This window comes from Pseudomonas sp. LBUM1644 (genome assembly GCF_059716195.1).
The window spans coordinates 5889853-5914757 of the sequence record NZ_CP166812.1 but is presented as its reverse complement, the minus strand read 5'-3'; the positions used below and the strand labels follow the sequence as shown (position 1 = coordinate 5914757).

The 24905-nt window shown below is 60.0% G+C and carries 23 protein-coding genes and 1 riboswitch; of the genes, 15 read left to right on the top strand and 8 right to left on the bottom strand.

The features are described 5' to 3' along the window. Window positions 1-63: 63 nt before the first annotated feature. From mdcA to madM, 9 genes are all read left to right on the top strand, one after another. Entirely contained in the window at window positions 64-1734 is a 1671-nt protein-coding gene (gene mdcA, locus ACA052_RS27170; RefSeq protein ID WP_497647561.1) for a malonate decarboxylase subunit alpha, read from the top strand. Further along, window positions 1734-2591: a triphosphoribosyl-dephospho-CoA synthase gene (locus ACA052_RS27165; RefSeq protein WP_497647560.1), complete on the top strand. Its 858-nt coding sequence runs from the start codon at window positions 1734-1736 to the stop codon at window positions 2589-2591. Before mdcA ends, ACA052_RS27165 begins: the two co-directional genes overlap by 1 nt. Continuing rightward, window positions 2591-2890 carry a malonate decarboxylase subunit delta gene (locus ACA052_RS27160; RefSeq protein WP_008026217.1) on the top strand — a complete coding sequence of 100 codons (300 nt, stop codon included), beginning with the start codon at window positions 2591-2593 and terminating at the stop codon, window positions 2888-2890. Before ACA052_RS27165 ends, ACA052_RS27160 begins: the two co-directional genes overlap by 1 nt. Further along, the gene (locus ACA052_RS27155) at window positions 2883-3737 is read left to right on the top strand and encodes a biotin-independent malonate decarboxylase subunit beta (protein WP_497647559.1); all 855 of its coding nucleotides are present in this window, start codon (window positions 2883-2885) and stop codon (window positions 3735-3737) included. Before ACA052_RS27160 ends, ACA052_RS27155 begins: the two co-directional genes overlap by 8 nt. Then, entirely contained in the window at window positions 3734-4537 is an 804-nt protein-coding gene (gene mdcE, locus ACA052_RS27150) for a biotin-independent malonate decarboxylase subunit gamma (protein ID WP_497647558.1), read from the top strand. Before ACA052_RS27155 ends, mdcE begins: the two co-directional genes overlap by 4 nt. Continuing rightward, window positions 4531-5151, top strand: a complete 621-nt coding sequence (locus ACA052_RS27145; RefSeq protein ID WP_497647557.1) for a malonate decarboxylase holo-ACP synthase — start codon at window positions 4531-4533, stop codon at window positions 5149-5151. Before mdcE ends, ACA052_RS27145 begins: the two co-directional genes overlap by 7 nt. After that, window positions 5148-6059: a malonate decarboxylase subunit epsilon gene (gene mdcH / locus ACA052_RS27140; RefSeq protein ID WP_497647556.1), complete on the top strand. Its 912-nt coding sequence runs from the start codon at window positions 5148-5150 to the stop codon at window positions 6057-6059. Before ACA052_RS27145 ends, mdcH begins: the two co-directional genes overlap by 4 nt. Window positions 6060-6124: 65 nt before the next feature. After that, the gene (gene madL, locus ACA052_RS27135; RefSeq protein ID WP_497647555.1) at window positions 6125-6541 is read left to right on the top strand and encodes a malonate transporter subunit MadL; all 417 of its coding nucleotides are present in this window, start codon (window positions 6125-6127) and stop codon (window positions 6539-6541) included. 1 nt (window position 6542) lies between these two features. Continuing rightward, on the top strand, window positions 6543-7307 hold the full coding sequence (gene madM, locus ACA052_RS27130) for a malonate transporter subunit MadM (RefSeq protein WP_497647554.1): 765 nt from the start codon (window positions 6543-6545) through the stop codon (window positions 7305-7307). Between the two features lie 114 nt (window positions 7308-7421). On the opposite strand, the gene ACA052_RS27125 is transcribed toward madM, so the two are convergent. Next, entirely contained in the window at window positions 7422-8336 is a 915-nt protein-coding gene (locus ACA052_RS27125; protein ID WP_497647553.1) for a LysR family transcriptional regulator, read from the bottom strand. A gap of 171 nt (window positions 8337-8507) precedes the next feature. On the opposite strand from ACA052_RS27125, the gene trhA reads away from it, so the two are divergent. Continuing rightward, a complete protein-coding gene (trhA, locus tag ACA052_RS27120) occupies window positions 8508-9125 on the top strand; it encodes a PAQR family membrane homeostasis protein TrhA (protein WP_497647552.1) in 618 nt (205 codons plus the stop codon). A gap of 93 nt (window positions 9126-9218) precedes the next feature. Here trhA and ACA052_RS27115 read toward each other — a convergent pair whose 3' ends face one another. Both ACA052_RS27115 and ACA052_RS27110 read right to left on the bottom strand, forming a co-directional pair. Continuing rightward, window positions 9219-9938 (bottom strand): 16S rRNA (uracil(1498)-N(3))-methyltransferase, encoded by a 720-nt coding sequence (locus ACA052_RS27115; RefSeq protein ID WP_497647551.1) that lies wholly within the window; start codon window positions 9936-9938, stop codon window positions 9219-9221. A 147-nt stretch (window positions 9939-10085) separates the two neighbouring features. Beyond that, on the bottom strand, window positions 10086-11492 hold the full coding sequence (locus ACA052_RS27110; RefSeq protein ID WP_497647550.1) for an adenosylmethionine--8-amino-7-oxononanoate transaminase: 1407 nt from the start codon (window positions 11490-11492) through the stop codon (window positions 10086-10088). A gap of 222 nt (window positions 11493-11714) precedes the next feature. On the opposite strand from ACA052_RS27110, the gene ACA052_RS27105 reads away from it, so the two are divergent. From ACA052_RS27105 to ACA052_RS27095, 3 genes are all read left to right on the top strand, one after another. Then, entirely contained in the window at window positions 11715-13472 is a 1758-nt protein-coding gene (locus tag ACA052_RS27105) for a flavin monoamine oxidase family protein (protein ID WP_497647549.1), read from the top strand. A gap of 400 nt (window positions 13473-13872) precedes the next feature. Beyond that, entirely contained in the window at window positions 13873-14424 is a 552-nt protein-coding gene (locus tag ACA052_RS27100; RefSeq protein ID WP_497647548.1) for a cytochrome b, read from the top strand. Window positions 14425-14454: 30 nt separating this feature from the next. Continuing rightward, complete coding sequence (locus tag ACA052_RS27095) at window positions 14455-15048, top strand: YceI family protein (protein ID WP_497647547.1); 594 nt, start codon at window positions 14455-14457, stop codon at window positions 15046-15048. Between the two features lie 244 nt (window positions 15049-15292). On the opposite strand, the gene rhlE2 is transcribed toward ACA052_RS27095, so the two are convergent. From rhlE2 to ahcY, 4 genes are all read right to left on the bottom strand, one after another. Beyond that, window positions 15293-17176, bottom strand: coding sequence for an RNA helicase RhlE2 (rhlE2, locus tag ACA052_RS27090; RefSeq protein ID WP_497647546.1), 1884 nt, complete (start codon window positions 17174-17176; stop codon window positions 15293-15295). Window positions 17177-17399: 223 nt separating this feature from the next. Continuing rightward, window positions 17400-18215, bottom strand: coding sequence for a substrate-binding periplasmic protein (locus ACA052_RS27085; RefSeq protein ID WP_497647545.1), 816 nt, complete (start codon window positions 18213-18215; stop codon window positions 17400-17402). 180 nt (window positions 18216-18395) lie between these two features. After that, window positions 18396-19241 (bottom strand): methylenetetrahydrofolate reductase [NAD(P)H], encoded by an 846-nt coding sequence (gene metF, locus ACA052_RS27080; RefSeq protein WP_497647544.1) that lies wholly within the window; start codon window positions 19239-19241, stop codon window positions 18396-18398. A gap of 152 nt (window positions 19242-19393) precedes the next feature. Beyond that, window positions 19394-20803, bottom strand: a complete 1410-nt coding sequence (gene ahcY, locus ACA052_RS27075; protein ID WP_497647543.1) for an adenosylhomocysteinase — start codon at window positions 20801-20803, stop codon at window positions 19394-19396. Window positions 20804-20826: 23 nt separating this feature from the next. Next, window positions 20827-20928, bottom strand: a riboswitch (S-adenosyl-L-homocysteine riboswitch). Window positions 20929-21126: 198 nt separating this feature from the next. Between ahcY and ACA052_RS27070 the strand changes: the two genes are divergently transcribed. Further along, window positions 21127-21525: an acyl-CoA thioesterase gene (locus tag ACA052_RS27070; RefSeq protein ID WP_497647542.1), complete on the top strand. Its 399-nt coding sequence runs from the start codon at window positions 21127-21129 to the stop codon at window positions 21523-21525. Window positions 21526-21820: 295 nt separating this feature from the next. Next, entirely contained in the window at window positions 21821-22705 is an 885-nt protein-coding gene (locus ACA052_RS27065) for a formate/nitrite transporter family protein (protein WP_497647541.1), read from the top strand. 30 nt (window positions 22706-22735) lie between these two features. Here the strand turns inward: ACA052_RS27065 and ACA052_RS27060 are convergent, their stop codons facing one another. Next, window positions 22736-24751 (bottom strand): patatin-like phospholipase family protein, encoded by a 2016-nt coding sequence (locus ACA052_RS27060; RefSeq protein ID WP_497647540.1) that lies wholly within the window; start codon window positions 24749-24751, stop codon window positions 22736-22738. Window positions 24752-24905: the final 154 nt, after the last annotated feature.

The following is a 24905-nucleotide window of genomic DNA, read 5'->3' as shown; positions in this document are numbered from 1 at the left end:
ATTGATACCCCCCACCCAACCCTCCTAAGGTGACCCCCACGACAGCGAACCCGTGGAGTGGTCATGACAACAACAATATCCCCCGACTCGCGATGGACGCGGCGGCGCAGCGAAAAGCAGCGGCGTCTGGCGTTGGTCAAGGGCTTGGCCGACGGTGTGGTCCTGCCCACCGACAACATCGTTGCGGCACTGGAAGCGTTGATTCTGCCCGGCGACCGTGTGGTGTTGGAGGGCAACAACCAGAAGCAGGCGGATTTCCTCTCCCGCTCCCTGGCCAAGGCCGATCCCGCCAAGCTGCACGACCTGCACATGATCATGCCCAGCGTCGGACGCTCCGAGCATCTGGACCTGTTTGAACGCGGCATCGCCCGCAAGCTCGACTTCTCTTTCGCCGGCACCCAAAGCCTGCGCATCAGCCAGTTGCTCGAAGACGGTTTGCTGGAAATCGGCGCGATCCACACCTACATCGAACTCTACGCACGGCTGGTGGTAGACCTGATTCCCAACGTCGTACTCTCGGCCGGTTTCATGGCCGACCGCGCCGGCAACATCTACACCGGCCCCAGCACCGAAGACACGCCTGCATTGATCGAACCGGCGGCGTTCAGCGACGGCATCGTCATCGTTCAGGTCAACCAGTTGGTGGACGATGTCACTGACCTGCCCCGCGTCGATATCCCGGCCTCGTGGGTCGATTTCGTGGTGGTGGCCGACAAGCCGTTCTACATCGAGCCGCTGTTCACCCGCGACCCACGCCACATCAAGCCTGTGCACGTGCTGATGGCGATGATGGCGATCCGCGGGATCTACGAAAAGCACAACGTGCAGTCCTTGAACCACGGCATCGGTTTCAACACCGCCGCCATCGAATTGATCCTGCCGACCTACGGCGAATCCCTCGGCCTCAAAGGCAAGATTTGCCGTAACTGGACCCTCAATCCACACCCGACATTGATCCCGGCCATCGAAAGCGGTTGGGTCGAAAGCGTGCATTGTTTCGGCACCGAACTGGGCATGGAAAACTACATCGCCGCGCGGCCCGATGTGTTCTTCACCGGGCGCGACGGGTCCCTGCGCTCGAACCGGATGTACAGCCAACTCGCCGGGCAATACGCGGTGGATCTGTTTATCGGTGCCACCCTGCAAGTCGACGGCGACGGTCATTCTTCTACCGTGACCCGCGGTCGCCTGGCCGGTTTCGGCGGCGCGCCGAACATGGGCCACGATCCGCGCGGCCGCCGTCATGGCACGCCGGCCTGGCTCGACATGCGCCACACCGACTCGGCCGAACCGATGCTCGAACGCGGCAAGAAACTGGTGGTGCAAATGGTCGAGACGTTCCAGGAGGGCGGTAAACCGACCTTCGTCGAAACCCTCGACGCGGTGGAAGTCGCACGCAAAAGCGGCATGCCGCTGGCGCCGATCATGATCTACGGCGACGACGTCACCCACCTGTTGACCGAAGAAGGCATCGCCTATTTGTACAAGGCGCGGTCGCTGGAAGAGCGTCAAGCGATGATCGCCGCCGTCGCGGGCGTGACCGTTATTGGCCTGCGCCACAACCCGAAAGACACCGCGCGCATGCGTCGCGAAGGCCTGATCGCCTTGCCCGAAGACCTCGGCATTCGCCGCACCGACGCCACCCGCGAATTGCTCGCCGCCAAAAGTGTGGCCGATCTGGTCGAGTGGTCCGGTGGCCTCTACAACCCGCCCGCCAAGTTCAGGAGTTGGTAATGCACGCATTCAACCTGCAACCGAAAACACTGACCCTGGCCGAACGGCTGGCGGACCTGGCAGTGGACGCTCTGATCGACGAAGCGGACCTTTCGCCGAAACCGGCATTGGTCGACCGTCGCGGTAACGGCGCGCACACCGATTTGCACCTTGGGCTGATGCACGCTTCGGCGCTGGCGCTATGGCCGGCGTTCAAGGAAATGGCAGAAGCGGCCATCGAAATGGGCGAAGTCGGTTTACCGCTGCGTGAAGCGGTCGGGCGGATTGGCCGGGAAGGGGAGCAAGCCATGCTCGTCACCACCGGGGGCGTGAACACCCATCGCGGGGCCATCTGGGCCTTGGGCCTGTTGGTGGCCGCTGCTGCGCTGGAACCTGAATCGACCGGCGCCAGTGCTGTCGCGTTGCGCGCCGCAGGCCTGGCGTTGCTCGATGATCGCTACGCGCCACGTCCGCTTAGTCACGGCGCTCAAGTCACCCAACGTTACGGCGCACGCGGTGCCCGTGAGGAAGCGCAACTTGGTTTTCCGGCAGTGACTCAGCGTGCACTGCCACAACTCAAGCGCAGCCGCATCGCCGGCCATGGCGAACAGAACGCCCGGCTCGATGCGCTGCTGGCGATCATGACCGACCTGGCCGACACCTGCGTGCTCTACCGCGCCGGAGACGAGGGCCTGCAAACGATGCAACGTGGCGCCCAAGCCGTACTCGACGCGGGTGGCAGTGCCAGCCTCGGCGGCCGTCGTCGCTTGCATGAGCTGGATGAACAATTAATCGCGTTGAATGCCTCGCCCGGTGGCGCTGCCGACTTGCTCGCCGCCAGCCTGTTTATCGACCGTATCGAGTCCGGAGCTTTCTGATGGAAACCTTATCCTTTGAATTCCCCGCCGGGCAGCCGCCCCGGGGCCGGACGCTGGTGGGCTGTGTCGGCTCGGGCGATCTGGAAGTGCTGATCGAACCAGGTCAGGCCGGCAAGCTGACGATCAAGGTGCAGACCTCGGTCAACGGCGCCGAACAACGCTGGCAGCATCTGTTTGCACGAATGTTCGACGGCCAGACGCCGCCGGCGATGGCGATTGATATCCACGACTTCGGCGCCACGCCAGGTGTGGTGCGCTTGCGACTGGAGCAAGGCTTTGAGGAGATTGGCCATGACTGATCTCCTCCAGCCATACCTGCAAAGACGCAGCTTCATCGAGCTCGGCGCGCGGCAACGGGCGAAAGCCTTGCTCGACGCCGGCACCTTCCGCGAATTGCTCGACCCCTTTCAGCGCGTCATGTCGCCATGGCTGTCACGCCAAGGCGTGGTGCCGCAGGCCGATGACGGCGTAGTGATCGCCAAGGGCAGCATCGGCGGTTTACCTGTGGTCATCGCCGCTATCGAAGGTTCGTTTCAGGGCGGCAGCCTTGGCGAAGTCGGCGGCGCGAAGATGGCCGGCGCGCTGGAACTGGCCGCTGAAGATAACCGCAATGGCATTCCTACCCGCGCCGTGTTGCTGCTGGAAACCGGTGGTGTGCGCTTGCAGGAAGCCAACCTCGGGCTGGCGGCGATTGCCGATGTTCATGCGGCGATCGTCGATCTGCGCCAGTACCAACCCGTCATTGGCGTCGTGGCCGGCAGTGTGGGTTGTTTTGGCGGGATGTCGATTGCTGCCGGATTGTGCAGCTATTTGCTGGTGACCCAGGAAGCGCGGCTTGGCCTGAACGGTCCGCAAGTGATCGAACAGGAAGCCGGGCTTGAGGAATATGACTCCCGCGACCGGCCCTTCATCTGGAGCCTGACCGGTGGCGAGCAACGTTTTGCCAGTGGCCTGGTGGACCGTTTTGTCGCCGACGACGTGGCGTTGATTCAGCAGCAGATCAGCGAATTACTCCACCAGGGTTTGCCGGCGCAACAACGCAGCCGTCAGGCCGACCTGTTTCTGCAACGGCTGGCCCGACTGGACGCGGAGCCGCAAATCGAGCCGGCCACGGTTCGCGATCTGTATCAAGGAGCGCGCTCATGAGCACCTATTCATTGCGAGGTTTGAACTGGTTTAACGCCTTGAGTGCCGGCGCGAAACCGGTCGAGGGTTTGCCAGCGTCGTTGAAAGTCGCTGACGGTGTGTTGGGCGGCCAACCGGTCCGGTTTATCGCCGTGGTGGCGGATCCCGATAACCGATTCGTTCGCGCTCGCAACGGTGAAGTCGGATTGCTGGAAGGTTGGGGCCTGGCCAAGGCTGTGGATGAAGCCATTGCCGCTGACGCCGATAAATCGCACAAGCGTGCCTTGATCGCCATCGTCGATGTACCGAGCCAAGCCTATGGTCGACGCGAAGAAGCGCTCGGCATTCATCAGGCGCTGGCCGGTGCGGCGGACAGTTATGCCCGCGCCCGTTTGGCCGGCCACGCAGTGATCGGTTTGCTGGTGGGCAAGGCGATGTCCGGAGCATTCCTGGCTCACGGGTATCAGGCCAACCGGCTGATCGCCCTGCGCGATCCGGGCGTGATGGTGCACGCGATGGGCAAGGCATCAGCGGCGCGGGTCACCTTGCGCAGCGTTGAAGAGCTTGAAGCACTGGCCGCCAGCGTGCCGCCGATGGCGTATGACATCGACAGTTATGCCAGCCTGGGTTTGCTGTGGGAAACCTTGTCGGTCGAACAAATCGAACAGCCGACGGCGGCCGATCTGGCGCGAGTGACTGAATGCCTGAACCAGGCGATTGGCGATGTTGCTGTAAGCGGTCGCGATCTGAACAGCCGTTTGGGCGCAACCAATCGCGCAGCATCAAGCAAGGTTCGCCAGCTGTTGAGAGAACAGTGGTGAACACGTTTCTGGCCCACGACCTGCTTTGGGGGATGACCCCGGAGCAGTTGCCTGTGGACGCGCCCGGGTGGGTGATCGAGTCGATCAGCGCGGGTCAACCGGTGGTGGTTCGACGTGCGTTGAGTGCGCCGGGCCAGGTCGCGGTCGGCGTGCGCGGGCGCTTGCGTGAACAGCGTTATGCCACGGTGATGGCGGCCGATGCGGTTTCCCGTCGGGTCGCACCGGAAGCGCTGTGTCATGTCTTGATCAATCGTGATTTGCCCGCCGTGCACGCCCTCAATCAACTGCGGCCGATGCTCGATGCCTGCGGTTGGGTATGGGGCGTCAGCGGCAGCGCCGGGTTCGAGTTGGCCAGCGGGTTTGTCGGTTTGCACGAGGGCAGCGACCTCGATTTGATCCTGCGTACATTGCAACCGCTGGAGCGAGCTCAGGCGCAGGAACTGGTGAGGATTCTGGACACTGCCGTGTGCCAGGTGGACATGCAGTTGCAGACGCCATTCGGCGCCGTCGCTCTGCGCGAATGGGCCAGCTCCGCGCGTCGGGTATTGCTGAAAAATGCCAGTGAAGCCTGCCTGGTAACCGATCCGTGGAACCCTCTGGAGCAAGCAGCGTGAGCAGCTTGCTGGTGTTCCCCGGCCAGGGCGCGCAGCAGTCGGGCATGCTCCACCGCTTGCCTCGCGAAACGGTGATCGAGGCGAGTGCAGTGCTGGGCGAGGATGCCTTGCTGCTGGATTCGGCCGAGGCGTTGAAGACGACAAGGGCGGTTCAGCTTTGCCTGCTGATCGCCGGTGTGGCGGCTTCGCGCCAGCTATCAATCGTCCCGGATTATGTGGCGGGATTGTCCATCGGTGCCTATCCGGCGGCGGTGGTTGCTGGTGTCTTGAGCTTCACTGACGCGCTACATCTGGTCAGCCTGCGCGGCGAGCTGATGCAGCAGGCTTATCCACAAGGCTACGGCATGACCGCGATCATCGGCCTCGACTTGTCCACAGTGGAAGGATTGCTGGCGCAGATTCACAGCGCCGACACGCCGGTTTACCTGGCCAACATCAACGCCGATAACCAAGTGGTGATTGCCGGCAGCGATGCGGCGATGAAAGCAGTGGCCGATCTGGCGAAAGGTTGCGGGGCAGGGCTGGCCAAACGTCTGGCCGTCAGCGTGCCGTCGCACTGTCCTTTATTGGATGCCCCCGCTAAAACCCTGGCCGAAGCGTTCGCCAAGGTGCAGCTGAAAACGCCAGCGTTGGGCTACCTCAGCGGCAGCCGCGCCCGGCCCATCATCAACATTGAAGCCTTGCGCGACGACCTGGCTTTCAACATGTGCCGCGTTGTCGATTGGCGCGGCACGGTACAAAGCGCCTACGAGCGCGGCGTACGTCTACAGATCGAACTGCCGCCCGGCGCGGTGCTGACCGGGCTGGCGCGCCGGGTGTTCGAGCAGGGCACCGTGATTGCTTTCGACGGTGCTCGCCTGGACACCTTGCAAGCGCTGTTGCGTGAGGAGGGAAGCCGCCAACCCTAGACCACTGACTCAGGCCTTCGAACAACAAAAACAACATTCGACGATGCACTTTGAGGATAACAACAATGATTATTTACGGTGTGGCGCTGTTGGCGATCTGTACGCTGGCAGGGGTGATCATGGGGGACGCGCTTGGCGTATTGCTGGGTGTGAAATCAAACGTTGGCGGTGTCGGGATCGCAATGATCCTGTTGATCTGCGCGCGGTTGTGGATGCAAAAGCGCGGCGGCATGACCAAGGATTGTGAAATGGGCGTCGGCTTCTGGGGGGCCATGTACATTCCGGTCGTGGTCGCGATGGCCGCGCAACAGAACGTGGTGACGGCACTGCATGGCGGCCCGGTGGCGGTGTTGGCGGCCATCGGCTCGGTGGTGATTTGCGGCTGCACCATTGCCCTGATCAGCCGGACTCACAAAGGCGAACCCTTGCCCGATGAACCGGCGGAAGTGACCCCGCTCGGCACGCCAGTAGGAGGTCGCTGACATGTGGGAACTCATCGAAAAAGGCCTGGCCAATAACGGCCTGGTGACCGCGTTCGCGTTCGTCGGCATCATCATGTGGGTGTCGGTGGTGTTGTCCAAACGCCTGACCTACGGGCGGATTCACGGCTCGGCGATTGCCATCGTCATCGGCCTGGTGCTGGCCTGGGTCGGTGGCACCATGACTGGCGGGCAAAAAGGCCTGGCGGATCTATCGTTGTTCTCCGGCATCGGCTTGATGGGCGGCGCCATGCTGCGGGACTTTGCCATTGTTGCCACGGCGTTCGAGGTGCAAGCCACCGAAGCGAAAAAGGCCGGGTTGGTCGGCGCGATCGCGCTGCTGCTGGGCACGATTCTGCCGTTCATTGTCGGGGCAAGCATCGCCTGGGCATTTGGTTATCGGGATGCGGTGAGCATGACCACTATCGGCGCAGGGGCGGTGACGTACATCGTCGGACCAGTGACCGGTGCGGCCATTGGCGCCAGTTCGGATGTGGTCGCGTTGTCGATTGCCACCGGGCTGATCAAGGCGATTCTGGTGATGGTCGGCACGCCCATGGCGGCGAAGTGGATGGGGCTGGATAACCCGCGTTCGGCGATGGTGTTTGGCGGTCTGGCCGGGACCGTCAGCGGCGTGACGGCCGGGTTGGCGGCGACGGATCGGCGGCTGGTGCCTTATGGCGCGCTGACGGCGACGTTTCACACCGGGCTTGGGTGCCTGCTCGGGCCTTCGTTGTTGTACTTCATTGTTCGCGGGATTGTGGGGTAGCCTGCCAGATCCTTGCTGACTATTGCGACGCCTTCGCGAGCGAGCCCGCTCCCACATTTTGGAATGCATTCCCCCTGTGGGAGCGGGCTTGCTCGCGAAAGGCGCGACGCGGTTTCAGGCTTGCCGATTGGCATACATCCGGCACTCCGCCAACAACGCCAGCAAATTCGGATCCCGCTCCTTGGCCTTCAAGAACACCACCCCGATGTGCTGCTGCAACCGATACCGTTCCTGCAACGGAATCAGCTTCACCCGGTTCTCATACACCGCCGCAATCCTCCCCGGCAGCAACGCATAACCCACCCCCGAGCTGACCATGCTCAGCAGGGTGAAGATGTCGTTGACCTGCATCGCCACCTTCGGCTCGAACCCCGCCTGCTTGAACACCCGATTACCGTCCTGGTGGGTGGCGAAGCCTTGGGTCAGGGTAATAAAGGTCTCGTCGCGCACTTCGGCCAGATCAACTTCGCTCCGTTGGGCAAATTTCGAATCCGCCGGCGTCGCCAGGAAGATGTCGTCGGAAAATAGCGGGATCTGCGCGCAATCGGGGTCGTTGACGCTGTCGTCCAGCGACACGAGGATCGCGTCAACCTCCATGTTCTTGAGCTTGTACAACAGGTCGAAATTCGAGCCCAGGATCAAGTCGATATTGAGTTCGCTGCGGCGGATCTTCAGGCCCATTATCAGCTGCGGCACGGTCTTGACGGTCAGTGAGTACAACGAGCCGAGCTTGAAACGTTCAGCCGAGAACCCGGCGGCTTCGCGCGTCAGGCGCACGGTTTCGACCACGTCCTGAATCAGTTTCTGCGCCCGTTCTTCCAGCACGTATGCGCTTTCCAGTGGCGTCAGGTTGCGGCCTTCGTGTTTGAACAACGGGCAGCGCAGGGCGCTTTCCAGGGAGTGAATGGCGCGGTGCACGCTGACGTTGCTGGTCTGCAACTCGGCAGCGGCCCGCGCCAGATTGCCGGTGCGCATGAAGGCGAGGAACACCTCGAGTTTTTTCAGGGTCAACTCTTCGTCGATCAGCATGGGTCGCACTCTTATTCGAATGGCCCGATTGTGCACGCATGCGATCTTTTGTAGCAGCTGTCGAGTGAAACGAGGCTGCGATTTTTCAAGATCAAAAGATGGCCGCCTCGTTTCACTCGACAGCGCCTACAGTTTGCGCGATGTTGCAGTGAATTTTAAGGCGAGCAACGCATGTATCACGGGGAAAGATTGAACGCCTGGACGCACTTGGTCGGGGCGGTGGCAGCAACGGTGGGGGTGGTGTGGATGCTGGTGATCGCCAGCCTGGACGGCAGCCCGTGGAAAATCGTCAGCGTGGCGATCTACGGGTTTACCTTGATGGTGCTCTACAGCGCGTCGACCGTTTACCACAGCGTGCGCGGGCGCAAGAAAGCGATCATGCAGAAGGTTGATCACTTTTCGATCTACCTGCTGATTGCCGGCAGCTACACACCGTTCTGCCTGGTGACATTGCGCGGGCCATGGGGCTGGACGTTGTTCGGGATTGTCTGGGGACTGGCGCTGATCGGCATCCTGCAAGAGATCAAACCGCGTTCGGAAGCGCGGATCCTGTCGATCGTGATTTACGCGGTGATGGGCTGGATTGTGCTGGTGGCGGTCAAACCGTTGCTGGCAGCGCTGGGTACAACAGGCTTTGCCTGGCTGGCGTCGGGCGGGGTGTTGTACACCGTGGGGATTATCTTTTTTGCCCTCGACAACAGGCTGCGGCATGCCCATGGGATCTGGCACTTGTTCGTGATTGCCGGGAGCTTGCTGCACTTTGTGGCGATAATGTTTTATGTCTTGTGAAGCAGAAGATCAAAAGATCGCAGCCTTCGGCAGCTCCTACAGTTGAAATGCGATTCCCTGTAGGAGCTGCCGAAGGCTGCGATCTTTCAAAATTTAGAAGTCCCCCCAAAGCTGCTGGGCTACCGCCAACGCAACCACCGGCGCGGTTTCGGTGCGCAACACGCGAGGTCCGAGCCGGGCGGCATGGAAACCTGCTCCCTTGGCCTGATCAACTTCGGCATCCGACAACCCACCTTCCGGGCCAATCAGAAACGCCAACGTCGCCGGCTTCGCATGATTCACCAACGGCTCAGCCACTGGGTGCAGCACCAGTTTCAATTCAGCCTCAGTCTGCTTCAACCAGTCTGCCAACAGCAGCGGCGGATGAATCACGGGCACCCGTGAACGCCCGCACTGCTCGCATGCGCTGATCGCCACTTGGCGCCAGTGCAGCAGGCGTTTGTCGGCGCGCTCGTCTTTCAACCGGACTTCGCAGCGGTCGCTGAAAATCGGGGTGATTTCGCTCACGCCCAGTTCGGTGGCTTTCTGAATCGCCCAGTCCATCCGCTCGCCACGGGACAAACCCTGGCCGAGATGGATCGCAAGCGGCGACTCGACCTGCCCGGCGAAGCATTCATCGATCTGCACGACAACGCGCTTCTTGCCAACGTCCCGCAGCGTGGCGAGAAACTCCTGGCCCGAGCCGTCGAACAGCTGCAGCGCATCGCCTTCGACCATGCGCAGCACGCGGCTGATGTAATGGGCCTGGGCCTCGGGCAACTCGTGTTCGCCAGTGCTCAAAGGGGCGTCGATAAAGAAGCGGGACAGTCTCATGCTGGGTCTCTGGAAAGTGTTAATCATCTGAATCGGTGTCGACTTCATTCGCGAGCAAGCCCGCTCCCACATTGGAATGCATTCCCCTGTGGGAGCGGGCTTGCTCGCGAAGGCGGCGGCACAGTCCCCACAAAGTCACGAGTGAACTTAGCCCGGATCGCGGAAACCCGGATGAAAGTCCTTCGGCACCGCCACGCTGACGCTGTCACGGGTCGCGATGTCGATGCCTTCGCTGGCCACTTCGGCCAGAAAGTCGATCTGCTCCGGGGTGATCACGTACGGCGGCAGGAAATACACCACGCTGCCCAACGGACGAAGTAAAGCACCTCGCTCCAAGGCATGCTGGAACACCTTCAAGCCGCGACGTTCCTGCCACGGATACGCTTCCTTGGTGGCCTTGTCCTTGACCATCTCGATGGCCAGCACCATGCCGGTCTGGCGTACTTCCGACACGTTCGGATGATCCACCAGATGCGCGGTGGCGGTGGCCATGCGCTGAGCCAAAGCCTTGTTGTTCTCGATGACGTTGTCTTCTTCGAAGATATCCAGCGTCGCCAATGCCGCCGCGCACGCCAGCGGATTGCCGGTGTAGCTGTGTGAGTGCAGGAAGGCACGCAGGGTCGGGTAGTCGTCGTAAAACGCGCTGTAGACGTCTTCGGTCGTCACGCACGCAGCCAGCGGCAGGTAACCGCCAGTCAGGGCCTTGGACAGGCAGAGGAAGTCCGGGCGGATGCCGGCTTGCTCGCAGGCGAACATCGTCCCGGTGCGGCCGAAACCGACGGCGATTTCGTCGTGGATCAGGTGCACGCCATAGCGGTCGCACGCTTCGCGCAGCAGTTTCAGGTACACCGGGTGGTACATGCGCATGCCGCCCGCGCCCTGAATCAACGGCTCGACGATCACCGCCGCGACCGTGTCGTGATGCTCTGCCAGGGTCTGCTCCATCGCGGCGAACATGTTCCGCGAGTGTTCTTCCCAGCTCATGCCTTGCGGACGCAGGTAGCAATCGGGGCTCGGCACCTTGATGGTGTCCAGCAGCAACGCCTTGTAGGTTTCAGTAAACAACGGCACGTCGCCCACCGACATCGCCGCCATGGTTTCGCCGTGGTAGCTGTTGGTCAGGGTGACGAAGCGCTTCTTGTTCGGCTGGCCGCGGTTGAGCCAGTAGTGGAAGCTCATTTTCAACGCGACTTCGATGCAGGACGAACCGTTATCGGCGTAGAAGCACCGGGTCAGGCCTTCCGGCGTCATTTTCACCAGGCGCTCGGACAGTTCGATCACCGGCTGATGGCTGAAGCCGGCGAGGATCACGTGCTCCAGCTGATCGACCTGGTCCTTGATGCGCTGATTGATGCGCGGGTTGGTGTGGCCGAACACGTTGACCCACCAGGAGCTGACGGCGTCGAGGTAGCGTTTGCCTTCGAAGTCTTCCAGCCAGACGCCTTCACCGCGCTTGATCGGGATCAGTGGCAGCTGTTCGTGGTCTTTCATCTGGGTGCAGGGATGCCACAACACTGCGAGATCGCGTTCCATCCACTGTTTATTCAGTCCCATATTCGGTCTCCTCGAGGCTACCCGCGATGCAGGCGGGCAAACAATCGCGCAAGCCTATGCAATGCATCGCGCGGGGACAACCCATTGTGTCGATTGAGCTACTTTGTATAGGCCAGTAGACGTTGCTGGCGGGCGTCTGAAGCCTGACGTATCCTTCGCGGTTCTTTGAGTCGTCTGGCTCGTAAAACCGCTATTTTCACGTGTATTTCCGGAGTTCTCTGAATGTCTGCTGGTTGGCTGCGCGCCTGTGCGCTGGTGATGTTGGGGCTGTTCAGCGTGTCTGCGCTGGCCAAGGATAAAACCGCAATCGTGATCGGCGGCGGGCTATCCGGCCTGACGGCCGCTTATGAACTGCAGAATAAAGGCTGGCAGGTCACCTTGCTGGAAGCCAAGCCGAGCCTGGGCGGTCGCTCCGGCATGGCCACCAGTGAGTGGATCGGCAACGACAAGACCCAACCGGTGCTGAACAAGTACGTCTCGACGTTCAAGCTGAGCACCACGCCGGCTCCGGAGTTCGTGCGTACGCCGGGCTACCTGATCGATGGCGAGTACTTCACCGCCGCCGACCTGGCGACCAAACAACCGGCCACTGCCGACGCGCTCAAGCGCTACGAAAAAACCGTGGATGATCTGGCACGCTCGATCGATGATCCGCAGAACCCGGCCGCCAACAGCACGCTGTTCGCCCTGGACCAGATCAACGTGGCCAATTGGCTCGATCGCCTGAACCTGCCAGCAACGGCGCGCCAACTGGTGAACCAGCAGATTCGCAGCCGTTATGACGAACCTTCGCGCCTGTCGTTGCTGTATTTCGCACAGCAAGGTCGTGTTTATCGCGGTGTTTCCGACCGTGACCTGCGCGCTTCGCGTCTGGTCGGTGGCAGTCCGGTGTTGGCCCAGGCTTTCGTTAAACAACTGAAAACCATCAAGACCAGCTCTCCGGTCTCCTCCATTACCCAGGACAAGGACGGCGTGACCGTCAAAGTCGGCAGCGTTGGCTATCAGGCTGACTACGTCGTTGTCGCCGTGCCGCTGCGCGCACTGAACAAGATCCAGATGACCCCGGCGCTGGATGCCCAGCACATGGGCGCCATCAAGGGCACCAACTACGGCTGGCGCGACCAGATCATGCTGAAATTCAAGACGCCGGTGTGGGAAAGCAAGGCGCGGATGACCGGCGAGATCTACAGCAACACCGGCCTTGGCATGTTGTGGGTTGAACCGGCCTTGAAGGGCGGCGCCAACGTGGTGATCAACCTGTCCGGCGATAACGCCCGGGTGATGCAGGCCTTCGGCGACAAACAGATGGTCGATCAGGTGTTGATCCGCCTGCACGCGTTTTATCCACAGGCTCGCGGTGCGTTCACCGGCTATGAAATCCGCCGCTACAGCACCGACCCGTCGATGGGCGGCGCTTACCTGGCCTTCGGTCCGGGGCAGATCAGCAAGTACTGGCGCCTGTGGGAGCGTCCGCTGCAACGTGTAGCCTTTGCTGGCGAACACACCGACACCTTGTACCCGGGCACCCTGGAAGGCGCACTGCGCACCGGGCAGCGTGCGGCCAGCCAGGTTGAAGACCTGGCGGCGGGCAAGTCGTTTGAGCCGGTGAAGGTTGTTCCGGCAGCCACGGCTGCGGCGGCGGGTGCAGTGGCGGCCAAGAAAGGCAACTTCTTCAGCAACCTGTTCGGTGGTTCGGATGACGACAAGAAACCAGAGCCGGTCAAGGCACCTGAGCCTGTCACTCCACCTGCACCGGCTCCAGCGCCAGCCCCGACCCCTGCGCCAGCTCCGGTCGAAGCGCCGAAACCTGCGGCACCGGTGAAAGCCGAGCCGGCTAAAAAGGCCCCGGCGAAGAAGCCGGCAGCCAAGACCGAAGCCAAGAAAGCGCCAGCCAAGGCGCCGGTGAAGAAAGCCGAGCCGGCGAAAAAACCAGCGGCCAAACCCGCTGCGACCCCGGTAACAGAGACCAAAACGCAGTAAGTTTTTGGATTAAAGAAACGCGGCAGAGATGCCTGGTGCCACCCCTGTAGGAGCGAGCTTGCTCGCGATGGACGTCAACGATAAAGCGTGTTTTCTGAATAAACGCGCCGCACTTGAATCCATCGCGAGCAAGCTCGCTCCTACAAGGGGCCGCTACCAGGCAGAAAGGCCGCGTTTTTTTGTGCCTGGAGAAAACCAACCCCGGGAATCGAATAAACCCGACGGCGAAAGTGTTCTTTAGTTGGACTGCATTTTTTCTCACACATTGGTCTTTAATCTTTCCTTAACACACCTATTTGAGACTACTGATCGTATTTCCCGATATTTCAAAGCGAAATTTTCGGCTTTAATTCGATAGATAACTCGATAGTCTTGGGCCAGCACTTACAGGGACTCGGCAATGCAACTACGTAACTCTACTTCCCGCTACGGCTGGGTCAGCATCTTCCTGCACTGGGGTGTGGCGCTGACGATTTACGGTTTGTTCGCTCTGGGCTTGTGGATGGTCGATCTGGGTTATTACGACCCTTGGCGTAAAGCCGGGCCGGACATCCACAAGAGCATCGGCTTGTTGCTGCTGGCGTTCATGGTGCTGCGCGTGTTGTGGCGCTTTATCAGCCCGCCACCACCGACGCTGCAAAGCTACAGCCGCATGACGCGCCTCGGCGCCAAGTTCGGCCATGGTTTTCTGTATCTCTGTTTGTTCGCTGTGATGATTGCCGGTTACCTGATTTCCACCGCAGAGGGTGTCGGGATTCCGGTGTTTGACTGGTTTGAAGTGCCTGCACTGGTTTCCGGACTGCCGGACCAGGCAGATAACGCCGGTGCGATTCACTTCTACCTGGCGTGGGCGCTGGTCATTTTTTCCGGCCTCCATGCGTTGGCAGCACTGAAGCACCACTTTATCGACCGTGATGTGACCCTCAAGCGAATGCTGGGTCGCAAAGCCTGACGTTCAACTTAGCCCCCAAGGAATACAAACATGTTGAAAAAAACCCTCGCCGCTCTGGCAATCGGTTCCGCCCTGTTGTCCGCCAACGTAATGGCCGCTGACTACGTCGTTGACAAGACTGGCCAGCATGCCTTCGTCGACTTCAAGATCAGCCACCTGGGTTACAGCTACATCACCGGTACGTTCAAGGACATCGACGGTAAGTTCAGCTTTGACGCTGCCAAGCCGGAAGACAGCAAGATCGAGTTCAACGTGAACACGGCGAGCGTTTTCACCAACAACGCTGAGCGCGACAAGCACATCTCCAGCAAAGACTTCCTGAAAGTGGCTGAATTCCCTAAGGCCACCTTTGTCTCCACCAGCGTTAAAACCACCGGCAAAAACGCCGACGGTAAAGTCACTGCCGACGTGGCCGGCGACCTGACTCTGGCTGGCGTGACCAAGCCAATCGTGGTCAAGGCCACTTTCCTGGGTGAAGGCAAGGATCCATGGGGCGGCTACCGTGCCGGCTTCGAAGGCACCACCAGCATCAAGCGTTCTGATTTCGGCAAGATGATGGACTTGGGTCCACAGTCCGACGCCGTGGATCTGTACATCACCTTTGAAGGTGTCAAAGCGAAGTAACTTTCGCCGCTTGAACAAAAACGCCCCCGTTCTCACGAGCGGGGGCGTTTTTTTGTGCCTGCCACAAACCCCTGTAGGAGCTGCCGCAGGCTGCGATCTTTTGATCTTGCTCCTACCTGGTTCTGCTCAATGAAAATCAAGATCAAAAGATCGCAGCCTGCGGCAGCGCCTACAAAAGCGATTCACGCACCAAAAAAATGCCCTGGATCTTGCGGTCCAGGGCATTTTTTATTGCAGCGATAAATCAGCGGTTGCGGGTCAGCAGCGCTGGTTTTTCGCCACGAGGACGGCCTGGCAGTTGATCAAGTTGCTCAGGAGTCGGGAAACGATCGGTTTTCGACTCCTTGTGAATGATCTTCGGCGCCGGGCCGCGCGGGTTCTGCACGGCCGGTTCCGAACGCGGCTGCTCATCACGTGCCGGGCGACGGTTGCGGCCTTCTTCGCGACGGGCCTGACCGTCACGTGGCGCGCCATTGCGCGGACCACTGCGCTTGGCCGGCGGCGTGCCGGTGGTGGCGCCATCGCTGCTGCGTGGACCGCTTTGGCGACCCTGTGGCTTGCCGCCGGTGCGCGGTGCACCCGCGCCAGTGCCGGCTGCCGCGCCTTGTGCCGGAGCACCCGGACGGCGACCACGGCCCTGGGCCGGTTTGGCTTGAGGCACGTAGTCGACGCGGTTACCGAAGTTATCCACATCGTCGTCGAGGAACTCGTCCGGGGCACGATCAGCGGCAGCGCGTGGCGCCGGACGCTGTTGCTCGCGAGCCGGTGTGCCCTCGCGTGGCTTCTGCTCGCGCGCCGGGCGCTCGCCGCGACCCGCGGTGGCGGCAGGTTTTTCCTTGCCGCCCTTGTCCTTGCCTTTGTCTTTACGACCGCCACCACCGCCAGTGCCGTTCGGACCATCGCCGCGCGGGCCACGTGGGTTGCGCGGGTTACGCACATCCGGACGCTCGCGAACTTCTGGTTTCTCGGCTTCTACGGCGCTGGAGTCGAAGCCCATCAGGTTGCCGTCGGCAATCTTCTGCTTGGTCATGCGCTCGATGCTTTTCAGCAGTTTTTCTTCGTCCGGGGCTACCAGCGAGATCGCCTCGCCCGAACGACCGGCACGGCCAGTACGGCCGATACGGTGAACATAGTCTTCGTCGACGTTCGGCAGTTCGAAGTTGACCACGTGTGGCAACTGATCGATGTCGAGGCCGCGAGCGGCGATGTCGGTGGCTACCAGGATGCGCACTTCACCGGCCTTGAAGTCGGCCAGGGCTTTGGTGCGAGCGTTCTGGCTCTTGTTGCCATGGATTGCGACGGCGCTCAGGCCGTGTTTGTCCAGGTACTCGGCCAGGCGGTTGGCGCCGTGCTTGGTGCGGGTGAACACCAGCACCTGTTCCCAGGCGCCAGCGGTGATCAGGTGCGCCAACAGCGAACGCTTGTGGTTGGCTGGCAGACGGAACACACGCTGTTCGATGCGCTCGACCGTGGTGTTCGGCGGCGTGACTTCGATGCGTTCCGGGTTGTGCAGCAGCTTGCCGGCGAGGTCGGTGATGTCCTTGGAGAACGTCGCCGAGAACAGCAGGTTCTGGCGTTTGCTCGGCAGACGGGCCAGGACTTTCTTCACGTCATGGACGAAGCCCATGTCGAGCATGCGGTCAGCTTCGTCCAGCACGAGGATTTCCACGTGGGACAAATCGACGCTGCCTTGGCCGGCGAGGTCGAGCAGGCGGCCAGGGCAGGCCACCAACACGTCAACACCGCGGGACATGGCCTGAACCTGCGGGTTCATGCCGACGCCGCCGAAAATGCAGGCGCTGACGAACTTCAGGTCACGGGCATAGACCTTGAAGCTCTCATGCACTTGCGCCGCGAGTTCGCGAGTAGGGGTCAGGACCAGTACGCGCGGTTGGCGCGGGCCGTGACGCTGGGATTTGTCCGGGTGACCGCCAGGAAACAACCGTTCCAGGATCGGAAGGGCGAAGCCGCCGGTTTTACCAGTACCTGTCTGAGCCGCGACCATCAGGTCGCGACCTTGCAACACGGCGGGAATGGCCCGCTGTTGCACCGGAGTAGGCTCGGTATAGCCCGCTGCCTCGATGGCGCGGACTAAAGCCTCGGAGAGACCGAGGGAAGCAAAGGACATGAGTAATCCTGTTTTAGTTAGGGCTTGGCCCAATGGGAGTCTTGCCTGGCGCGAATGGCGTTTATGAGGAACGCAATCCCGTCCGGTCCTGCTGGGGCCTGAAAGCTCGTCTGGAGCGCTCGCGCGGGCTGGAAAGCTGCGCTGTAGCGGGGTCGAGATGCCTTGAACAAGTCCGAGCGTCCGGGCGTGAGCCTGGCGGGAAGGCCGGAGTATAACAGAGCAATCACTGCGCGCCGCTTTCCTGCTGCTCAACGGTTTTTACGGCAGTACTGGAAGCCGTAGTGGCCTGCGGCTGGGACGTTGGGTCGGCGCCATAGCGGGCACTCAGTTCGGCGTAGGCGGGCTCCCTCTTGAAACGTTTGAGTTCGGCCCCGAAGCGCGCCACCAGCAAATCCATGCCGGCGTTGCGGCGCACGGCGAGAAATTGGCTCTGATGGCTGATCACCGTAGGGTTCTCGGTAATCTTGTCGCGGATGTCCAGCTCATCGAGCAAGTGCTGCCCGACCCGGCGATCCGTGATCAGCAGGTCGATCCGGCCGCGCACCAGTTTGCCGAAGTTGGCTTCATGGGTGGGTGCCGGTTCGCGGGTGAACAACGTCGAGTCGCTGAAATCCTTGCTGTACAGGTAGCCTGGCGAGGTGCCGACAGTCAGGCCGCGCAGTTCGTCGAGGGTGCGGAACGGGTGGGGATGTTCGTTGGCGTAGAACATCACGAACTCGACTTCTGACAGCGGTTCGCTTGGATAAAGCAGGGTCGCGTCGCGCTCATCGGTGTGGAAAATATCGAGCGCACCATCGGCCTGGCCTTGCTCGAGCATCGACAGGCAACGTTTCCATGGCAGGAATTGCCATTCCACTTCGATCCCCAGGCGTTTGAAGACAATCGCGGTGGTTTCGTAGTCCAGGCCCAGGGATTTACCGTCCTGTTCATACACGTACGGAGCCCAGGGTTCGGTGACAATGCGCAATTTCTCGCCCCGAGCGGCGAAGCTCAGGCAAGTGAAAAGAAACAGGGTCAGTAACTGCGGGATCAAGGGCATGGCTTGAGATTACGACGAGAAACCGGAAAGAGCCAGAAACCCGATCCAGAAGCTCTATCTCCGTGTGTTGCTTCACAATAAAACAAAAGATCGCAGCCTTCGGCAGCTCCTACAGGGATTACACATTCCACTGTAGGAGCTGCCGCAGGCTGCGATCTTTTGATCTTGCTTTGACGACTATTAACGCGGCAACTTCAGGTTGTTCCACACCGCCAGACTCGCTTCAGCCTGGTTCAGCGTGTAGAAGTGCAGGCCTGGCGCGCCACCCTGCAGCAGGCGTTCGCACATCTCGGTAATGACTTGCTCACCAAAGCCTTGAATGCTTTGGTTGTCGTCGCCGTAGGCTTCCAGCTGCTTGCGGATCCAGCGCGGGATTTCCGCACCACAGGCATCGGAGAAACGCGCGAGCTTGCTGTAGTTGGTGATCGGCATGATGCCCGGCACGATCGGGATGTTCACGCCCAGCGCTCGTACACGCTCGACGAAGTAGAAGTAGCTGTCGGCGTTGAAGAAGTACTGGGTAATCGCACTGTCGGCGCCGGCGTTGGCCTTGCGCACGAAGTTGGCGATATCGTCTTCGAAGTTGCGTGCCTGCGGATGCATCTCCGGGTAGGCGGCCACTTCGATGTGGAAATGATTGCCGGTCTCTTGGCGAATGAATTCGACCAGATCGTTGGCGTGACGCATCTCGCCGCTGGCCATGCCCATGCCCGACGGCAGGTCACCGCGCAAGGCAACGATACGCTTGATGCCAGCGGTCTTGTATTGAGCCAGCAGGCCGCGCAAGTCGTCCTTGCTGTCGCCCACGCACGAAAGATGCGGTGCGGCAGGGACTTTGACTTCGCTTTCGAGCTGCAACACGGTGTTGAGGGTACGATCACGCGTCGAACCGCCAGCGCCATAGGTGCAGGAGAAAAAATCGGGGTTGTACGTGGCCAGCTGGCGAGCAGTGGCGAGCAGCTTTTCATGCCCAGCGTCGGTCTTCGTAGGGAAGAACTCAAAGCTGTAGCGACGATCTTGGGACATGGTCATATCCTTGGAAACACGTAAGCCGGACGCAAACTCTTGTAGGAGCTGCCGCAGGCTGCGATCTTTTGATCTTCAAATGTTGTGCAAAATAAAGATCAAACGATCGCAGCCTACGGCAACTCCTACAAAGAGCGTTTAAGCAGCGCCGATCAGTAGCGGTAAGCGTGCGGCTTGAACGGACCTTCGACGGCCACGCCGATGTAGTCGGCCTGGGTCTTGGTCAGTTGAGTCACAACGCCGCCGAAACCGCGGACCATTTCCAGGGCCACTTCTTCGTCGAGTTTCTTCGGCAGTACTTCAACGGTCAGGCGCTCGGCTTTCTGGGCTGGCGACAGGTCCGCGTATTTCTGGCCGAACAGGAAGATCTGAGCCAGAACCTGGTTGGCGAACGAACCGTCCATGATGCGGCTTGGGTGACCGGTTGCGTTGCCCAGGTTAACCAGACGGCCTTCAGCCAGCAGGATCAGGTAGTCGTCGTTCTGAGCGTCGAACGCGCCAGGGCCGGTACGGTGGATCTTGTGAACCTGTGGCTTCACTTCTTCCCATGCCCAGTTCTTGCGCATGAAAGCGGTGTCGATTTCGTTGTCGAAGTGACCGATGTTGCAGACAACAGCGCGCTTCTTCAGGGCTTTGAGCATGTTCGAGTCGCAAACATTGACGTTGCCGGTGGTGGTCACGATCAGGTCGATCTTGCCCAACAGCGCTTTGTCGATGCTGGCTTCGGTGCCGTCGTTAATGCCGTCGATGAACGGCGAAACCAACTCGTACCCGTCCATGCAAGCTTGCATGGCGCAAATTGGGTCGACTTCGGACACTTTAACGATCATGCCTTCCTGACGCAGGGACTGAGCGGAGCCCTTGCCCACGTCGCCGTAACCGATGACCAGCGCTTGCTTGCCGGACAGCAGGTGGTCGGTACCGCGCTTGATCGCGTCGTTCAGGCTGTGACGGCAGCCGTACTTGTTGTCGTTCTTGCTCTTGGTCACCGAGTCGTTGACGTTGATGGCCGGGATTTTCAGCTCGCCCTTGGCCAGCATGTCCAGCAGGCGGTGAACGCCAGTGGTGGTTTCTTCGGTCACGCCATGGACGCGGTCCAGGATGGCCGGGTATTTCTTGTGCAGCAGCTCGGTCAGGTCGCCGCCGTCGTCGAGGATCATGTTGGCATCCCAAGGCGCGCCATCTTTCAGGATGGTTTGCTCAAGGCACCACTCGTACTCTTCTTCGGTTTCGCCTTTCCAGGCGAAAACCGCGATGCCGGCAGCGGCGATAGCGGCAGCGGCCTGGTCCTGAGTCGAGAAAATGTTGCAGGACGACCAGCGTACTTCGGCACCCAGGGCAACCAGGGTTTCGATCAGCACGGCAGTCTGAATGGTCATGTGGATGCAGCCGAGAATCTTGGCGCCTTTGAGCGGCTGCTCACCGGCGTACTTGCGGCGCAGACCCATCAGGGCTGGCATTTCGGATTCGGCGATGATGGTTTCGCGACGGCCCCAGGCAGCCAGGGACATGTCGGCGACTTTGTAATCGTTAAAATCTGCAGGCGTGATAACAGCGCTCATGATGAGCCTCCATTCGTAATGTATGCGAATGGGCGCCGTTGTGCGTTTAGTGTCTGGTCGATGACGACCAGGCAACGCCCCATCCGAGCCTGACAGGAATACCTGCTGCAGCGCCCCTCGGACAGGTGGCGGGAAAACGGTATCAATTGGAGATGACCGTTTTGAAACGGTGGCGATTATAGCGGGCTATGCTGATCTTCCAAAGCCTTTCTGTTGATCAATGTCTGAACGGTAATCGAGACCATAGTCGATGCTTAATAGAGCTCTGGGTCGGGCTCTGCCATGATGCCCACCATCATTGGGCAATACGTTCAGGAGCGAATATGAATTTCCACACCCGCAAATGGGTAAAACCCGAAGACCTCAACCCTAACGGCACGCTGTTCGGCGGCAGCCTGTTGCGCTGGATCGACGAAGAAGCGGCGATCTACGCCATCGTTCAGCTGGGCAACCAGCGCGTGGTCACCAAGTACATTTCTGAAATCAACTTCGTCAGCGCCTCGCGTCAGGGCGACATCATCGAACTGGGCATCACCGCTACCGAGTTCGGTCGCACCTCGATCACCCTGACCTGCGAAGTGCGCAACAAGATCACCCGCAAAAGCATCCTGACGGTGGAGAAAATGGTCTTCGTCAACCTCGGGGAAGATGGTTTGCCGGCGCCTCACGGCCGGACTGAAATCAAATACGTCAAAGACCAGTTCCAGGATGATGTCACGTAGGAGCTGCCGAAGGCTGCGATCTTTTGATCCTGATTTTCAGCCGTCAGTAAGGCCCCGAAGACAAGATCAAAAGATCGCAGCCTCCGGCAGCTCCTACACAGGCTGCGATCCGTCAGTAATAGCGTCGAGGCAAGATCAAAAGATCGCAGCCTCCGGCAGCTCCTACACAGGCTGGGATCCGTCAGTAATAACGTCGAGGAAAGATCAAAAGATCGCAGCCTTCGGCAGCTCCTACAGAACGCTCCCGGACCGCGCATGTCGTACTTACATGACACGCCACAGGTTCAGGAGCTATATGGACACCCCAAAAGACGGCAAGACCCCGAACCTCTCGACGAAAGAACAGCACGAAGTCGAGAAGAACCAGCCACCGCGCGCTGCGGTTCTGCATGAAATCATCCGTGCCCAGGGCGATCAGGAGCTGGAGCGCAGTGTCGCCGCGCTATGGTGGTCCGCACTGGCCGCCGGCCTGACCATGGGCCTGTCGCTGATGGCCATGGGGTTGCTCAACTCGCGTTTGCCGGATGGCGAAGCGTTCAAGGTGATTGCCAGTTTCGGTTACTGCGCCGGGTTCCTCGCCGTCATCCTCGCCCGCCAGCAGTTGTTCACCGAGAACACGTTAACGGCCGTCTTGCCGGTCATGACCAAACCCACACTCAACAATTTCGGCCGTTTGCTGCGCCTGTGGTCAGTCGTGCTGGTGGGCAACCTCTGCGGCACTTTGCTGGTGGCTTACGTCATGTTGCACCTGCCGATATTCGACAGTAAAACCGACCTGGCCTTCCTCGACATCGGCCGCAAGATCATGGAGAACGACGCCAGCCAGATGTTCGCCAAAGGCATCGTTTCAGGCTGGATGATCGCCACCATGGTCTGGATGATTCCATCCATGGAGAGTGCCAAGATGTGGATCATCATCCTCATCACCTACCTTATGGCGCTGGGGGATTTCACCCACATCGTGGTTGGATCGGCGGAGGTGTCCTATCTGGTATTTGCCGGCGAATTGCCCTGGAAGGATTTCTGGCTGGTGTTTGCCGGGCCGACGCTGGCGGGCAACATCATCGGCGGCAGCTTTATCTTCGCGCTGATCAGCCATGCGCAGATTCGAAGCGAAAGCGGACCGCCGAAAGACCAGGGGGGTGAGACTGAAACGACGCCTGACGAGCGCCAGGGATGAGAGGGCGGACGCACCCCCCCAAGCCTGCGGTTACTCGCCAGGAATCAGCCATGCCCGGGCTTGATCGACCGTTGTCGAATTGAAAGCACGCGACGAAGACGCGAAGCCGCGAGGGACGTACTGGTCGGCAATCCGATGGAGAACAGTGTTGAATTCGGTGGAGCTTTTGGCTTCTCGCAATTCGGGGATGGCTCTTGTGAGCAGTTTGACGTTCGAATCAGGCTGCCCCCGACGATACAAGGAGGGATAGATGACTTCACTGATGAAGTTTTCGCTCTTGGTTCTCAGGTCACGCACGCTCATTTCATCTATAGCGCAGGTAAAGACAATCGACTTGGGGCCCGTAGTCCCGGCGTCCATGCGTTTAACGGCTTGAAGCAGTTCCATGTAGTCCGGGACGTTTCCATGGTTGAGTTTATTCGCCAGCCATTCAGTTTTTCCCGCCGTGTCGCCGAGTTGATCCAGACGGTTGATCACCTCGCTCAATTGCGGGGTCAGGCTCAACGTGTCCGAGCCTGTGGTTTTTTTTACGTCGATCAGGGCTTGCCTTAAATCCGCCAGCCCCTGTTGAGCTTGCTCGCGGAAGTGGATGACGGCCTCACAGTCGGGAACGTCTTTGAGCCTGAGTGCCGCTGCGTTGAACTGTTGGTCATCAAGGGCCAGCAATGCGCCGCCGATGGAGTTGAATGTGTACGTTTCGTTGCTTTCGTGGTTTTTCAGGTAGTCGCCAACCACAATTTCCAGCTTCTGCTGCAGGTGGTTTTTATGCTCTAACGGCATGTTGAAGTTGACGGTGCCGTTTAACGTGCCGGTAAAGTCGCCCTTGTCGGTCTTCAACGGAACGATCACCGTATTTTTCGCAAAGGCTTGGAGGCCGGCCGCCTCTTGCGCGTCCCGAGCCGAGTAGCCTACGCCGACAAACTTGTCGGCCAGCGCCGAGAAAAACGTTCCGCGACCTTTCTTGGTGCCGCCATTACCGCTCTCGAACTTGAGGATCAGCTGGTCGCTCTCGGGAATTGGGCTCATCGGGAACTGGGGCTCGTAAAGTTCCTTGATCGGTGTGTTGAGCATGATCCCGCCATCCTGAAACAAGGTCCGCTCGCCTTCAACCTGAAAGTCCAGTCCTTGTTCCGACGGCTTTTGAAAGACCACGGGCAATGAACCGGAAATATGGGCCGCGCGTGCTACATCCATGTCCGGGGTCAGGCTGGCGTTGAACACCACCATCTGTGGTCGTTCGTCGAACATGACAGTGCCGGTGATGTTCAGTTGCTTGATTTCAGGCATGTCCTTGCTCAGCGTCTCCAAATCGCCAAAAGTAACGAAGCCTTGCGTTTTCATTTTTTCGACGCAGGCTTTCGTCGCCTCCGAAAGCTGTCGTTTAGGATCGGTAAGGGCTTGGTTGAAGCACAACTGGATCGACTCAACCATTTTTTCGCGGATCAGTGTTTCCAGCGGCATGGCTTTGGACTGGAGGCGAGGCATCAGGTCGCACAACAACCGTCCAATGGTGCCGGTCTTTCCCGGAAAATTCGCAATACCGTTGCCCAAGGCAGAGCTGACGTGCTGAATCGCACTCAGAATTTTGTGCTGACTGTCGAGGAGGGTGACAAGGTTGATCTCGTCCGACATGTTGTCGAAGTCGGCGTGTTTCATGCCGCTGGAGAGAAAAGCCGCTGAAATGGCGCCGGCTGATGAGCCGTGGAGGCGGCGTATCTTGTCCAGGTGGCCACTCTCTTCCAGTGCTTTCACCGCCCCTGAGTTGGCGACGCCCTTGCCACCACCGCCGCAAAGCACCAGGTCTTTGATATCCGGCAGCTTGAGGTCCATTTCGACCACGCCGTTTTCATAACGGCGGATCGTCAGTGTTCTATCAGTCAGTGATTGCACCAGCACTTCACACGTGCCCTGACCGATACGCATCGAGCCGTTCTTGAAGTCTCCCCAATCTACGACTTTCGGGTTTGATGAAGAATCGGGCGCGACACTATTCGATACGCTCAAAAGGCGGGTGGCCGTCGACGGGATGCTGTTGGGAATGATCATGATTGCTCTTCCTTAAAAGTCCGGAAGCGACACTTTAGCGGCGATAAGTGATGCGAGAGCCCTGCGCAGCAATTGGCAATAATAGCGTCGTACATACCCGGCGAATGAACTTGAAGGCTCTGGCCTGAGCCTTTCAGCCATCCATGCGTAAACG

What these genes read in the sequence shown, in the direction of transcription:
- mdcA (WP_497647561.1), top strand. Translation starts at nt 64, where the DNA reads ATGACAACAACAATATCCCCCGACTCGCGATGGACGCGGCGGCGCAGC.
- ACA052_RS27165 (WP_497647560.1), top strand. Translation starts at nt 1,734, where the DNA reads ATGCACGCATTCAACCTGCAACCGAAAACACTGACCCTGGCCGAACGG.
- ACA052_RS27160 (WP_008026217.1), top strand. Translation starts at nt 2,591, where the DNA reads ATGGAAACCTTATCCTTTGAATTCCCCGCCGGGCAGCCGCCCCGGGGC.
- ACA052_RS27155 (WP_497647559.1), top strand. Translation starts at nt 2,883, where the DNA reads ATGACTGATCTCCTCCAGCCATACCTGCAAAGACGCAGCTTCATCGAG.
- mdcE (WP_497647558.1), top strand. Translation starts at nt 3,734, where the DNA reads ATGAGCACCTATTCATTGCGAGGTTTGAACTGGTTTAACGCCTTGAGT.
- madL (WP_497647555.1), top strand. Translation starts at nt 6,125, where the DNA reads ATGATTATTTACGGTGTGGCGCTGTTGGCGATCTGTACGCTGGCAGGG.
- madM (WP_497647554.1), top strand. Translation starts at nt 6,543, where the DNA reads ATGTGGGAACTCATCGAAAAAGGCCTGGCCAATAACGGCCTGGTGACC.
- ACA052_RS27125 (WP_497647553.1), bottom strand. Translation starts at nt 8,336, where the DNA reads ATGCTGATCGACGAAGAGTTGACCCTGAAAAAACTCGAGGTGTTCCTC.
- trhA (WP_497647552.1), top strand. Translation starts at nt 8,508, where the DNA reads ATGTATCACGGGGAAAGATTGAACGCCTGGACGCACTTGGTCGGGGCG.
- ACA052_RS27115 (WP_497647551.1), bottom strand. Translation starts at nt 9,938, where the DNA reads ATGAGACTGTCCCGCTTCTTTATCGACGCCCCTTTGAGCACTGGCGAA.
- ACA052_RS27110 (WP_497647550.1), bottom strand. Translation starts at nt 11,492, where the DNA reads ATGGGACTGAATAAACAGTGGATGGAACGCGATCTCGCAGTGTTGTGG.
- ACA052_RS27105 (WP_497647549.1), top strand. Translation starts at nt 11,715, where the DNA reads ATGTCTGCTGGTTGGCTGCGCGCCTGTGCGCTGGTGATGTTGGGGCTG.
- ACA052_RS27100 (WP_497647548.1), top strand. Translation starts at nt 13,873, where the DNA reads ATGCAACTACGTAACTCTACTTCCCGCTACGGCTGGGTCAGCATCTTC.
- ACA052_RS27095 (WP_497647547.1), top strand. Translation starts at nt 14,455, where the DNA reads ATGTTGAAAAAAACCCTCGCCGCTCTGGCAATCGGTTCCGCCCTGTTG.
- rhlE2 (WP_497647546.1), bottom strand. Translation starts at nt 17,176, where the DNA reads ATGTCCTTTGCTTCCCTCGGTCTCTCCGAGGCTTTAGTCCGCGCCATC.
- ACA052_RS27085 (WP_497647545.1), bottom strand. Translation starts at nt 18,215, where the DNA reads ATGCCCTTGATCCCGCAGTTACTGACCCTGTTTCTTTTCACTTGCCTG.
- metF (WP_497647544.1), bottom strand. Translation starts at nt 19,241, where the DNA reads ATGTCCCAAGATCGTCGCTACAGCTTTGAGTTCTTCCCTACGAAGACC.
- ahcY (WP_497647543.1), bottom strand. Translation starts at nt 20,803, where the DNA reads ATGAGCGCTGTTATCACGCCTGCAGATTTTAACGATTACAAAGTCGCC.
- ACA052_RS27070 (WP_497647542.1), top strand. Translation starts at nt 21,127, where the DNA reads ATGAATTTCCACACCCGCAAATGGGTAAAACCCGAAGACCTCAACCCT.
- ACA052_RS27065 (WP_497647541.1), top strand. Translation starts at nt 21,821, where the DNA reads ATGGACACCCCAAAAGACGGCAAGACCCCGAACCTCTCGACGAAAGAA.
- ACA052_RS27060 (WP_497647540.1), bottom strand. Translation starts at nt 24,751, where the DNA reads ATGATCATTCCCAACAGCATCCCGTCGACGGCCACCCGCCTTTTGAGC.